Here is an 11,421-nt window from a genome sequence, read left to right on the forward strand (position 1 = left end):
GACGAGCTCGTCAACCGCTTCATCGGCAACCTCGCCGGCGTCTCGTCCCAGCTCGCAGGTGAGCGGACCGAGCTGAGAAGGGTGCTGGCCGCCCTGGCCCGGGTGCTCGGCACGGTGCGTGGCTTCGTCCAGGAGAACCGCGGCAAGCTGGCCCGGGACATCGAGCTGCTGGGCTCGATCCTCGGCACCGTCGAGAAGGAGAAGGACGCGCTCGCACTGGTCGCCCAGAAGGGTCCCCTCGCGATGGGCAACCTGGCGCTCGCCTTCGACCCCGTCACCGGGACGTTCGGCTCTCGCGTCAACGCCGCCCCCGCCCTGGAGGACCCGGCCCGGTTCCTGTGCGAGACGCTCAAGAACAACGCTGCCATCGACCAGCCCGGCCAGGTCTGCCAGCTCCTCACCGACGTGCTCGGCCCGGACCTGGGCACGGCGACCGCCGGGGGTGGCAGGAACGGGAGGCAGGCCGCCGGGGCGAGAAGCCAGCCGCTCGCCCCCGTCGGCGACATCGGCGCCGTCATCGGGGGTGGTCAGCGATGACGGCGCCCAGCGTCGGCAGGCTCGTGGTCCTACTGGTGGCCCTGCTCGTGCTCGCCACCGGCTGCAAGTTCGACGGTGCCTACGACCTGCCCCTGCCCGGTGGACGCAACACGGTCGCGAAGGAGGACGGCTACGAAGTCACTGCCGACTTCACCGACGTGCTCAACGTCGTGCCCCGGACCCCGGTGATGGTCGACGACGTGCCGGTCGGGCAGGTGCTGGAGGTCGATCGGGTCGGCTGGCACGCCACGGTGACACTGCGGATCCGCAAGGACGTCGAGCTCCCGGGCAGCGTGATCGCCGAGGTGCGTCAGACGAGCCTGCTCGGCGAGAAGTACATCGCGCTCGTGGAGCGCCCCGGCGACCGTGCGGTCACGGCTGACACGTCGGACCGGCTCGCGGAGGGCGACCACATCCCTCTCGACCAGACGGGCCGCAACCCCGAGGTCGAGGAGGTGCTGGGCGCGCTGTCGTTCCTGCTCAGCGGCGGCGGAGTGGCCCAGATCAAGACGATCAGCCAGGAGCTCAACGCGATGATGAACGGTCGCTCCGACGAGCTGAGGGACGTCCTCGGCCAGGTCGAGTCGCTGGTCACCGCCCTCAACACGCAGAAGGGCGACCTGATCACGGCCTTCGACTCGGTCAACGAGCTGAGCAAGACCCTGGTCGGCGAGAAGCAGGTCATCGCCGAGGCGCTCGACTCGATGGGTCCCGCACTCGACGTCCTCAACGAGCAGCACGACGCGCTGGTGCGGATGCTCACCGAGCTGGACGACCTCGGCGTCGTGGGCACCCGCGTCATCAACGCCACCAAGGACAACCTGATCTCCCAGTTGCGCCATCTCGAGCCCGTGCTGCGCAAGCTGGCCGACGCGGACAACAACCTCGTGCCCGGACTGGTCTCGCTCGCCAGCTACCCGTTCCCGCTCGAGGCTGCGGACGTGATCAAGGGCGACTACGCCAATGTGGCGTTCCTGATGCAGATCAAGCTCACCCCGGTCTCGCAGGGCGGGTTGATCCCGTCCACGCTGCCGGACCTCCAGCAGCTGTGTCTCACCACCCCGCTGGCCCCGGTCTGCACCCAGCCCGACGCGGCTGTGGGCCAGCTGTGCGCCAGCGCTCCCGGCCTGCCGTTGTGTCGCCCGGCCACGTTGGCGCGGGTGCCGGCTGCCCTGAAGAAGTCGGCACCGAGGAGCGTCCGGTGACCCGCGGCGTACACATCCGGCTGATCGCCTTCATCGTCACCAGCGCGATCGGGATCCTCTACGTCTCCAGCAGCTACCTCGGCCTCGTGGACCGCGTCCTCGGCAGGGGCATCGAGGCCCACGTCACCCTGCCGACCTCCGGTGGCCTGTTCGTCGGCTCGGAGGTCACCTATCGCGGCGTCAAGATCGGCAAGGTCTCCGACATGACCGTCACCGGCGCGGGGCTCAACGTCGACCTGGCGCTGGCCGACGACACCCAGCTGCCCGTCAACTCGCTGGTGTACGTCCACAACCTCTCGGCCGTGGGTGAGCAGTACCTCGACTTCGAGCCGCCCGCCGCGAACGGGCCGTTCGTCTCCGACGGGGACCGGCTCACCGGCGACGCCGGGTCGCTGCCGATCGGCGAGGACGTCCTGCTGCGGCACCTGAGCGCGCTGATCGGGTCGGTCGACAAGCAGGACCTCGGCATCGTCGTCGACGAGCTCGGCGACATGTTCGGCGACAACGCCACACCGTTGCGCGCGCTCGTCGACAACGGGCAGGCGTTCGTCCTCGAGGCCCGGGCCAACCAGGACGCCACGATCCGGCTGCTCGACGCGGCTCAGCCGGTGCTGGAGACCCAGGCGGCCAACAAGGAGAACATCCGATCGTTCGCCCGGGACCTGTCTCTGCTCACCGGCACGCTGGCTGCCTCCGACCCAGAGGTCCGGACCGTGCTGACGCAGGCGCCGGGTGCGGCCACCGAGGTGCAGGCCCTGGTCGAGGACCTGCGCGTGGTGCTGCCCGAGTTCCTGGTCAACACCATCGAGGTGACGCGGGTGCTGGCCGAGCGTCGTGACGGCCTCGAGCAGCTGCTCGTCACCTTCCCCCGACTGCTGGCCGCGGGTCCGTCGGCACTGGCGGACCTCGGCGGACAGAAGTACGGTCGGGTCAACTTGAACCTCAACCAGGACCCGCCACCGTGCACCGACGGCTATCTGCCGGTCTCGCAACGGCGCTCACCCAATGAGACATCCTTCGTGGAGTTCTTCCCCGCGGAGTGTCGCAGCGGCGCGCCTGTCAATATGCGTGGCATGAAGTACGCACCGCCGCCCAGCACCATCGACGCCATCACCGGAGCCGACCGATGAATCTCCGGCGCTTCAACCTCCTGCTGCTGCTCCTCGGGGTCGTCCTCGGTGCTGCGCTGGCGCTGCTGCTCACCCGGGGCAGCGAGGCGCTACCCGGCACGACCGAGGCGGAGCAGCGCGGTCAGCAGTACGTCGACGTGAGCCGGGCCGCCACCGCAGAGGTGCAGGCCTTCCTCGGCATCGACCACGAGAACGTCGACGCGCAGGCCCGGACCGTCCTCGACGGCGCCACCGGGGACTTCAAGCAGCAGTACGCCGACGAGCTCGACAGCCTCAAGAAGTCCGCCGAGGACCAGCAGTCCACGGCGGTCGCGACCGTGCTCGAGGTCGGGATCAGCGACATCGACTCGACCACGGCGAAGGTCTTCGTGGCCGCCAACACCGAGGTCACCAGCAAGTCCACCGACGGCCGGGCCCGCATCGTGCCGTGGCGGATCCAGCTCGACATGGTCCGAGAGGGTGGCCGCTGGCTCACCTCCGGCCTGCAGTTCGTGGGATGAGCGAGATGACGACACCCACGACCCCCGGCGGCGACGAACGCACCTGCCCGTTCTGCGCCGAGACGATCAAGGCCGCGGCGATCAAGTGCCGCTACTGCCACTCGGAGCTCACTCCCCAGGTCGAGGATGGAGTCGAGGATGGGGTCGACGATGAGGTCGAGGATGAGGTCGTCGCGGAGAGGCCCGAGCCTCGGACCCGACCCGGTGGGGCGCTGGGCAGTGCGTGGCTGGCCACCCTGCTGACCGCCGTGGTGGTCGGGCTGGTCGTCCTCACCGGCTTCAAGGTCTACGACGCCGCCAACCCGGCGCAGGGCGTGGCCCCCGGGAGCGGCCAGATCACCGACGAGGACGCGCGGACTGGGCTGCTGGTCGCGGCCGCCGACCTGAGCCAGCGGGTGCTGACCTATCACCACGACTCGTTCGACCAGGATCTCGAGGTGGCGGCCGCGCGGTTGACGCCTGAGTTCCGCGAGGAGTACGACTCGGCCATGGAGCAGGTCCGGGCCAACACCCGCAAGAACAAGATCTCCCAGGAGGCGACAGCCGTCTCCTCGGCGATCATCGAGGCGTCGCTCGACGAGGCCCAGGTGCTGGTCTTCATCAATCAGGAGACGTCGTCGGCGAGGACCAGGGCCAACCAGCTCGTGCGCAACCGACTCGTCGTCGACCTGGTGCGGGTGGACGGAGACTGGGCGATAGCGGGAGTCAACGCCCTCGGCTAAGGTAGAACGTGTTCTAACAATGAGGAGATGGTCGTGCCGCAGGTTGATCTGCTCGTCGTCGGCGCGGGCCCGACGGGTCTCTACTCGGCCTACTACGCCGGCTTCCGCGGCCTGAGCGTCGCCGTCGTCGACTCACTGCCCGAGCTCGGCGGCCAGATCACCGCGATGTATCCCGAGAAGGCGATCCTCGACGTCGCCGGCTTCCCGACCATCAAGGGCCGCGACCTCGTGGCCGGGCTGGTGGCCCAGGCCGACACCGCCAAGCCTGACTACTACCTCGACCGCACTGCCATGACGCTCACGCACGAGAGCGATCGCGTCGTGATCGGGCTCGACGACGGCACCCAGATCGCTGCCGGCGCGGTGCTGATCACCGCGGGCATCGGCAAGTTCAGCCCCAGGGCGCTGCCCGCCGGCGAGGGTTGGGTGGGCCGCGGGCTGGAGTTCTTCGTGCCCAGCTTCGCGCCGTACCACGGCAAGGACGTCGTCATCGTCGGCGGCGGCGACAGCGCCTTCGACTGGGCTCAGCACCTCGAGCCGATGGCCAGGTCGGTCACGCTGGTGCACCGTCGCGACGCCTTCCGGGCCCACGAGCGCACGGTATCGGCGGTCAGGGACTCCTCCGTCGAGATCATCACCAAGGCCCAGGTCACCGCGCTCAGGGGAGACACCGGGGTCGAGGAGGTCGAGATCGTCGTCGACGGCCAGGAGCCGATCGTCCGGCCCGCGCAGGCGGTCGTCGCCGCGCTCGGCTTCATCGCCGACCTCGGCGCCCTCCAGACCTGGGGGATCGCCACCGACAAGCGGCACGTGGTCGTCGACTCCGCGATGCGGACCAATCTCGCGCGGGTCTTCGCCGCCGGCGACATCACCGAGTATCCCGGCAAGGTCCGTCTGATCGCCGTCGGTTTCGGCGAGGCCGCGACCGCGGTCAACAACGCCGCCGTGGTGATCGATCCGTCCGCCCATGTGTTCCCCGGTCACTCCAGCGAGGGATAGGAGCCCCATCATGAAGATCTCGGTCGACTTCGACCTCTGTGAGTCCAACGCCATGTGCGAGGCGTTGGCGCCCGACGTGTTCGAGCTGGACGACGACGACTACCTCGTCGTCAAGGTGGCGGACATCGGTCCCGAGCATCTCGACGCCGTCCGCCGCGCGGTGGCCGCCTGCCCGCGCGCGGCCATCTCCTTGTCCGGGTCACCGCAGGCAGCGGGCACCGAAGAGTGAGTCTCGACGGAAGGGTCGCCGTCGTCACCGGCGCCGGCGCCGGTCTCGGTCGCGCCGAGGCGCTGGCCCTCGCCGACCAGGGCGCCCGGGTCGGCCTCAACGACCTGCCCGGTGCCGCCGACGAGGCCGCCGAGGAGATCCGGGCCCGCGGTGGCGAGGTCCGGATCGTCACCGGCGACGTGGGGGAGCGGAGCACGGCCGACGCGATGCTCGCCACGGCGCTCGAGGAGTTCGGCTCGCTCGACATCGTGGTCAACAACGCGGGCATCACCCGCGACAAGATGCTCTTCAACCTCAGTGACGAGGAGTGGGACCTGGTTCTCAAGGTGCACCTGCGCGGCCACTTCCTCCTCACCCGCAACGCCGCTGCCCACTGGCGTGGACTGTCCAAGGAGGCCGACGGGCAGGTCTACGGCCGCATCGTCAACACCGCATCCGAGGCGTTCCTCGCCGGGTCGCCGGGACAGGCCAACTACGCCGCGGCCAAGGCCGGCATCGCCGCCCTCACGCTGTCGGCGGCGCGTGGGCTGAGCCGCATTGGCGTCACCGCCAACGTGATCTGCCCGCGTGCCCGCACCGCCATGACCGAGGCCGTCTTCGGTGAGGACGAGTCCGGCCTCGCCGTTGATCCGTACTCACCCGACCACGTCGCCCCCTTCGTCGCCTACCTCGCGTCTCCGGCCGCCGAGCGCATCACCGGGCAGGTCTTCGTCGTGTACGGCGGCATGGTCGCGCTCCTCGCGGCGCCGATCGTCGAGCGGCGCTTCGACACGTCCGCCGCGGCCTGGACGCAGGCGGACCTCGACACCCAGATCGGCGGCTTCTTCGCCGACCGGGACCCCGCCGTCGGCTTCGCCGCCGATTCCGTCATGCAGTTGAAGATCTGAGTCCTGAGGAGAGCTGATGAGTCGTCTGGCCGGCAAGGTCGCCATCGTCACCGGTGGAGCGCAGGGGCAGGGGGAGGCGATCGTGCGCGCCTTCGTCGCCGAGGGCGCGTCCGTCGCGATCGCCGACATCAACGAGGCCGGTGGCCAGGCGCTGGCCGACGAGCTCGGGGAGAAGGCCCACTTCACCAGGCACGACGTCTCCGAGCCGGCGTCGTGGGAGTCGCTGGTGGCCGACACCAACGAACGCTTCGGTCCGATCAACGTGCTCGCCAACAACGCCGGGATCCTGCGCTTCGGTGATGTCGACAAGATGCCGCTCGCGGAGGCCCAGCTCGTGTGGGCGGTCAACCAGCAGGGCTGCTTCCTGGGCATGCAGGCGGTCACGCCCACGATGAAGCGCAACGGCGGCGGCTCGATCATCAACGCCTCGTCCGTCGAGGGCCTCGGTGGCATGGGCTCGCTGGTGGCCTACTGCGGCTCCAAGTGGGCCATCCGCGGGATGACCAAGGCCGCCAGCCACGAGCTCGCGCGACGCAACATCCGGGTGAACTCGGTGCACCCGGGGATGATCGACACCCCGATGACCCGAGAGCACGGCGGCGCTGCCGCGATGGAGTACGGCGCCTCCAAGGTCCCGATGCGCCGGGTCGGGACCACCGCGGACATCGCGCCGACGTACGTCTTCCTCGCCAGCGACGAGAGCAGCTACATCACCGGCGCCGAGATCGCAGTCGACGGCGGCGTGACTGCGACTCACGCGTTCGGCGGCTGAGTCCGAGCCCGGTCAGCGCAGAATGAGGCGGACCGCGCGCTCCATGTGAGCCGCTGTCTCCTCGGCGGTGCTGCGACCGGTCACCCACGCCACGAGCGCGGACAGCCAGACGTCACCGATGACGCGGGCGATGGCGATGTCGTCGTCGCTGACCTCGTCGATGCCCGGGTGCATGGCCCGGGTGAGCATGCGGGTCAGCAGCATGCCGACGGCGTGGATCTCCTGGGCGGCCGACTTGTCGGCGAACATGAACGCGCGCGTGAGCGCGTCGGTCAGGTGCGGGTCGCCCTGCAGGCCACGGGTGGTCCTCCGCAGCACCGTGATCACGCGGTCCGCCGAGGTGTCGCCCGAGATCGCCCGGGTCGCGAGCACCTTCTCGGCGCGCTCGAACTCGCGCGCGAGGGCGGTGACGAGCAGGTGGATCTTGGAGGGGAAGTAGCGGTACAGCGTGCCCAGGGCCACGTCGGCCTGCTCGGCCACGGCGCGCATCTGGACGGCGTCGAAGCCACCTTGGGAGGCGAGCGCGATCGTCGCGTCGAGAATGCGCTCTCGCCGCTCCCGCTGCGCGCTCGAGCCGAGCTCCTCGCTCGTCAGCGCGTTGGTGCTGCTCACCCTTGCCTCCGGCTCCCTGTGATCGTTCCTGGTCGTGTGACACGGTCCTGTGACACGGGGCACAGGGGAGGCTGGAACAGCCCCCCGTTCGGCCCAGTTGAACACCGCGAGAAGGTTATCAACGCGTGCGACATAATAGGAACACGTTTCACTTCGAGAAAGGTCGCGGCGCGTGCGCATTGCACTGCTGTCCTACCGCAGCAAGCCTCATTGCGGCGGCCAGGGAATCTACATCCGGCACCTCAGTCGCGAACTCGTCAACCTGGGTCACGAGGTCGAGGTGTTCTCCGGACAGCCCTACCCCGAGCTCGACGAGGGTGTCCGGCTGACCGAGGTGCCCAGCCTGGACCTCTACCGCGAGCCCGATCCCTTCCGCACGCCGAAGCCGAGCGAGTTCCGCGACTGGATCGACGTCGAGGAGGTCCTGACGATGTGGACCGCGGGCTTCCCGGAGCCGAAGACGTTCAGCTCACGGGTGGCGCGCCTGCTCAGGGACCGGGTCGGCGACTTCGACATCGCCCATGACAACCAGGTCCTCGGCTACGGCATGCTGGAGATCGAGAAGATGGGCCTCCCGCTGCTGACCACGATCCACCACCCGATCACCTTCGACCGGCGCATCGACCTCGCGGCGGCTCCGACCTTCCGCAAGCGGCTCTCGCTGCGTCGGTGGTACGGCTTCCTGCGCATGCAGACCAGGGTGGCCCGACAGGCCCGCACGATCCTCACGCCGTCGGACACCTCGGCGCGCGACATCGCCACCGACTTCGGGGTCGACCCGGCCCGTATGGAGACCGTGCTGCTGGGCGTGGACGACGCCTTCGTACCTCCCACCGTCGCTCGCGTCCCCGGCCGCATCCTCGCGATGGCCAGCGCCGACGCCCCGATGAAGGGCATCGCCACCCTGCTCGAGGCCTTCGCGAAGCTGCGCACCGAGCGCGACGTCGAGCTGTTGCTCGTCACCAGGCCCGAGCCGGGTGGCCGCACCGAGAAGCTGATCGACAACCTCGGCATCGGCGATCACGTCACCTTCGTCAACGGCGTCTCCCAGGAGGAGCTCGTGGCGGTGATGGGTTCCGCCGAGCTGGCCTGCGTGCCGTCCCTCTACGAGGGCTTCTCGCTGCCGACCGCCGAGCTGATGGCGTGCGAGACCCCGCTCGTCGTCTCCCGGGCCGGGGCGATCCCCGAGGTCGTCGGGCCCGACGGCGAGTGCGCGATCCTGGTGACGCCCGGCGACGTCGGTGAGCTGGAGCTGGCACTCCTGGAGCTCCTCGACGACCCCGCCCGCCGGGCGCGGATGGGCCGCGCCGGCCGCGAGCGGGTGCAGCGCCTCTTCAGCTGGCGGGCCGTGGCCGCGGCCACCGCTGCGGCGTACGAACGAACGATCGACAGCTACCGTGCCGAGCGCGCGTCAAAGGAGAACACCAGTGCTGACCGTTGATTTCGACCGCTTGGGCCTGCGCCCGGGCGACCGGGTGCTCGACATGGGCTGTGGCGCGGGGCGCCACGCCTTCGAGATGTACAAGCGGGGTGCCGACGTCATCGCCTTCGACCAGGACGCCGACGAGCTGGGGGTCGTGCGTGAGTGGTTCGGCGCGATGAAGGAGGCCGGCGAGGTGCCGGTCGGCGCCGAGGCGGACACCACGCAGGGCGACGCGCTCGCCCTGCCGTTCGCCGACGCCGAGTTCGACCGCGTCGTGGCCGCCGAGGTGCTCGAGCACATCCCCGCCGACATCCAGGCGATCGACGAGCTGGTGCGGGTGCTGCGCCCCGGCGGCACGCTGGCCGTCAGCGTCCCGCGCTGGCTGCCCGAGAGCATCAACTGGAAGCTGTCCGACGTCTACCACAACGTCGAGGGGGGCCACATCCGGATCTACACCGACAAGGAGCTCACGGACAAGGTCACCAAGGCCGGTCTCGAGTTCACGGGCAAGGACTACGCGCACGGGCTGCACTCGCCGTACTGGTGGATCAAGTGCGCCGTGGGCGTCACCAACGACGACCACCCGCTCGCGAAGGCCTATCACCGGCTGCTGGTGTGGGAGATCATGAAGAACCCCAGGGCGCTGCAGCTGGCGGGCAAGGTGCTCGACCCGATCATCGGCAAGAGCATGGTGCTCTACTTCCGCAAGCCGGAGACCGCTGCCGACGCCGCCTCGAGCGATGCTGCCTGACGACATCCTGACCGCGGCGCAGGTCGAGGAGTCGGCGGCAGCCATTGCGGCCATGCAGGAGCCGGACGGGGCGATCCCGTGGACCATCGGTGAGCACACCGATGTCTGGAACCACGTCGAGTCGGCCATGGCGCTGCTCGTCGGCGGCCAGGTGGACGCCGCGGAGCGTGCCTACGACTGGGCCGTCTCGATGCAACGGGCCGACGGCTCGTGGCCGATGAAGATCGTCGGCGGCGAGGTCGAGGACCATTCGGGCGAGACCAACATGTCGGCCTACCTCGCGGTCGGGGTCTGGCACCACTGGCTGATCCGTCGCGACGAGGAGTTCGTCCGCCGCCTGTGGCCGGTCGTGCGCCGGGGGCTCGACTGGGTCGTCGGCATGCAGCTGCCGTTCGGTGGGATCGCCTGGTCGCAGGAATGGACCGACGGCGCGCCGGCCAGGATCAACGCCGACGCGCTGCTGGCCGGCTCGTCGAGCATCTACCAGAGCCTGCGCGCGGGTGTCGCGCTGGCGGACCTGCTCGACGACCCGCAGCCCGAGTGGGAGCTGACCGGTGGCCGACTCGGCCACGCCCTGCGCGAGCACCGCGACCTGTTCCTCGACAAGTCCGAGTTCTCGATGGACTGGTACTACCCCGTCCTCGGCGGCGCCGTGCGCGGCGACGCGGCCCGCGAGCTCATCGCCTCGCGCTGGGCCACCTTCGTCGAGCCGGGCCTCGGCATCCGCTGCGTCTCGACGAACCCCTGGGTGACCGGCGCCGAGACGTGCGAGCTGGTGATGGCGCTCGACGCCATCGGCGAGCGCTCCCGGGCGCTGCGCCTGCTCGCGGACATGCAGCACCTGCGGGCCGAGGAGGGGAAGTACTGGACCGGCTACGTCTTCCCCGACGACGTCAACTGGCCGGCCGAGCACACGACGTACACCGCGGCGGCCGTGATCCTGGCGGTCGATGCGCTGACGCAGACCAGCGCGGGCGCCGACATCATGCGCGGCACGACCCTGGCCGGCGACTTCTCGGAGATCGCCCTCGAGTGCGGCTGCGAGTCAGCCGATCGGGTCGCCAGCGTCTCCTGAGGTCCGCTCCAGCACCCGCATCGAGCCCAGCGCCTCCACCTCGGTGAAGGCGCCGCTCGCGAGCGCGGGCAGGTAGATGTCCTCGTAGGGCGGGCGCCCGCCGTCGGCCGGGTCGGGGAACCCGTCGTGGATCACCAGCACGCCGCCGGCCATCACCCAGTGGGGCCAGCCGCGGAAGTCCGCACGCGCCGGTTCGACGCCGTGGCCGCCGTCGATGAAGAGCAGTGACAGGGGAGTACGCCACCAGCGACTCACCGTCTCCGACCGGCCGACGACGGCGACGACGTGCTCCTCCAGTCCTGCCGCGGCGACCGTACGCCGGAAGGTGGGGAGGGTGTCCATGACCCCGAGCTCCGGGTCGACGAGGGTGTCGTCGTGGTGCTCCCACCCGGCCTGGTTCTCCTCCGAGCCGCGATGGTGGTCGACGGTGAGGACGGTGCCACCGACCTCGCGGGCCGCCCCACCGAGCCAGATCGCGGACTTGCCGCAGTAGGTGCCGACCTCCAGTGCGGGGCCGTGCGAGAGCCGTTCGCGAGCCCAGTGGTGGAGCAGCGCGCCTTCGTCCTCGGGCATGAAGCC

General features: G+C 69.9%; 13 protein-coding genes and 1 pseudogene. 12 read left to right on the forward strand and 2 right to left on the reverse strand.

The window, feature by feature from the left end; translation table 11 throughout:
• The 9 genes and pseudogenes from RMO85_RS19355 to RMO85_RS19395 all read left to right on the forward strand — a co-directional run.
• Nucleotides 1-537 (forward strand): annotated as a pseudogene (locus tag RMO85_RS19355) (hypothetical protein); the annotation flags it as partial.
• A complete protein-coding gene (locus RMO85_RS19360; RefSeq protein WP_310530345.1) occupies nt 534-1,742 on the forward strand; it encodes an MCE family protein in 1,209 nt (402 codons plus the stop codon). The pseudogene RMO85_RS19355 and the gene RMO85_RS19360, both read left to right, overlap by 4 nt.
• Nucleotides 1,739-2,872 carry an MlaD family protein gene (locus tag RMO85_RS19365; RefSeq protein WP_310530346.1) on the forward strand — a complete coding sequence of 378 codons (1,134 nt, stop codon included), beginning with the start codon at nt 1,739-1,741 and terminating at the stop codon, nt 2,870-2,872. Before RMO85_RS19360 ends, RMO85_RS19365 begins: the two co-directional genes overlap by 4 nt.
• Nucleotides 2,869-3,372 carry a hypothetical protein gene (locus RMO85_RS19370; RefSeq protein ID WP_310530347.1) on the forward strand — a complete coding sequence of 168 codons (504 nt, stop codon included), beginning with the start codon at nt 2,869-2,871 and terminating at the stop codon, nt 3,370-3,372. Before RMO85_RS19365 ends, RMO85_RS19370 begins: the two co-directional genes overlap by 4 nt.
• A gap of 5 nt (nt 3,373-3,377) precedes the next feature.
• Nucleotides 3,378-4,094 (forward strand): hypothetical protein, encoded by a 717-nt coding sequence (locus RMO85_RS19375; protein WP_310530348.1) that lies wholly within the window; start codon nt 3,378-3,380, stop codon nt 4,092-4,094.
• Nucleotides 4,095-4,127: 33 nt separating this feature from the next.
• Nucleotides 4,128-5,093: an NAD(P)/FAD-dependent oxidoreductase gene (locus RMO85_RS19380; RefSeq protein ID WP_310530349.1), complete on the forward strand. Its 966-nt coding sequence runs from the start codon at nt 4,128-4,130 to the stop codon at nt 5,091-5,093.
• A gap of 10 nt (nt 5,094-5,103) precedes the next feature.
• A complete protein-coding gene (locus RMO85_RS19385) occupies nt 5,104-5,322 on the forward strand; it encodes a ferredoxin (protein ID WP_310530350.1) in 219 nt (72 codons plus the stop codon).
• Nucleotides 5,319-6,209: a 3-oxoacyl-ACP reductase gene (locus tag RMO85_RS19390; protein ID WP_310530351.1), complete on the forward strand. Its 891-nt coding sequence runs from the start codon at nt 5,319-5,321 to the stop codon at nt 6,207-6,209. The genes RMO85_RS19385 and RMO85_RS19390 overlap by 4 nt, the downstream gene beginning before the upstream one ends.
• A 16-nt stretch (nt 6,210-6,225) precedes the next feature.
• A complete protein-coding gene (locus RMO85_RS19395) occupies nt 6,226-6,981 on the forward strand; it encodes a glucose 1-dehydrogenase (protein WP_310530352.1) in 756 nt (251 codons plus the stop codon).
• 12 nt (nt 6,982-6,993) lie between these two features.
• On the opposite strand, the gene RMO85_RS19400 is transcribed toward RMO85_RS19395, so the two are convergent.
• The gene (locus RMO85_RS19400; protein WP_310530353.1) at nt 6,994-7,593 is read right to left on the reverse strand and encodes a TetR family transcriptional regulator; all 600 of its coding nucleotides are present in this window, start codon (nt 7,591-7,593) and stop codon (nt 6,994-6,996) included.
• Between the two features lie 172 nt (nt 7,594-7,765).
• Between RMO85_RS19400 and RMO85_RS19405 the strand changes: the two genes are divergently transcribed.
• From RMO85_RS19405 to RMO85_RS19415, 3 genes are read left to right on the forward strand one after another with little or no spacing between them, the layout of a single operon-like run.
• Nucleotides 7,766-9,034 (forward strand): glycosyltransferase family 4 protein, encoded by a 1,269-nt coding sequence (locus tag RMO85_RS19405; protein ID WP_310530354.1) that lies wholly within the window; start codon nt 7,766-7,768, stop codon nt 9,032-9,034.
• Nucleotides 9,021-9,767: a methyltransferase domain-containing protein gene (locus RMO85_RS19410; RefSeq protein ID WP_310530355.1), complete on the forward strand. Its 747-nt coding sequence runs from the start codon at nt 9,021-9,023 to the stop codon at nt 9,765-9,767. Before RMO85_RS19405 ends, RMO85_RS19410 begins: the two co-directional genes overlap by 14 nt.
• The gene (locus tag RMO85_RS19415) at nt 9,757-10,842 is read left to right on the forward strand and encodes a prenyltransferase (RefSeq protein WP_310530356.1); all 1,086 of its coding nucleotides are present in this window, start codon (nt 9,757-9,759) and stop codon (nt 10,840-10,842) included. The genes RMO85_RS19410 and RMO85_RS19415 overlap by 11 nt, the downstream gene beginning before the upstream one ends.
• On the opposite strand, the gene RMO85_RS19420 is transcribed toward RMO85_RS19415, so the two are convergent.
• On the reverse strand, nt 10,813-11,421 hold a 609-nt coding region (locus RMO85_RS19420), incomplete at its 5' end, for a class I SAM-dependent methyltransferase (RefSeq protein WP_310530357.1). The genes RMO85_RS19415 and RMO85_RS19420 overlap by 30 nt on opposite strands.

The organism is Nocardioides sp. (assembly GCF_031422975.1).
In the GTDB taxonomy this organism is placed as follows: domain Bacteria; phylum Actinomycetota; class Actinomycetes; order Propionibacteriales; family Nocardioidaceae; genus Nocardioides.

Bases quoted from the DNA above. Each gene is read 5' to 3' on its own strand.
- RMO85_RS19360 (WP_310530345.1), top strand. From the start codon at position 534: ATGACGGCGCCCAGCGTCGGCAGGCTCGTGGTCCTACTGGTGGCCCTG.
- RMO85_RS19370 (WP_310530347.1), top strand. From the start codon at position 2,869: ATGAATCTCCGGCGCTTCAACCTCCTGCTGCTGCTCCTCGGGGTCGTC.
- RMO85_RS19375 (WP_310530348.1), top strand. From the start codon at position 3,378: ATGACGACACCCACGACCCCCGGCGGCGACGAACGCACCTGCCCGTTC.
- RMO85_RS19385 (WP_310530350.1), top strand. From the start codon at position 5,104: ATGAAGATCTCGGTCGACTTCGACCTCTGTGAGTCCAACGCCATGTGC.
- RMO85_RS19395 (WP_310530352.1), top strand. From the start codon at position 6,226: ATGAGTCGTCTGGCCGGCAAGGTCGCCATCGTCACCGGTGGAGCGCAG.
- RMO85_RS19415 (WP_310530356.1), top strand. From the start codon at position 9,757: ATGCTGCCTGACGACATCCTGACCGCGGCGCAGGTCGAGGAGTCGGCG.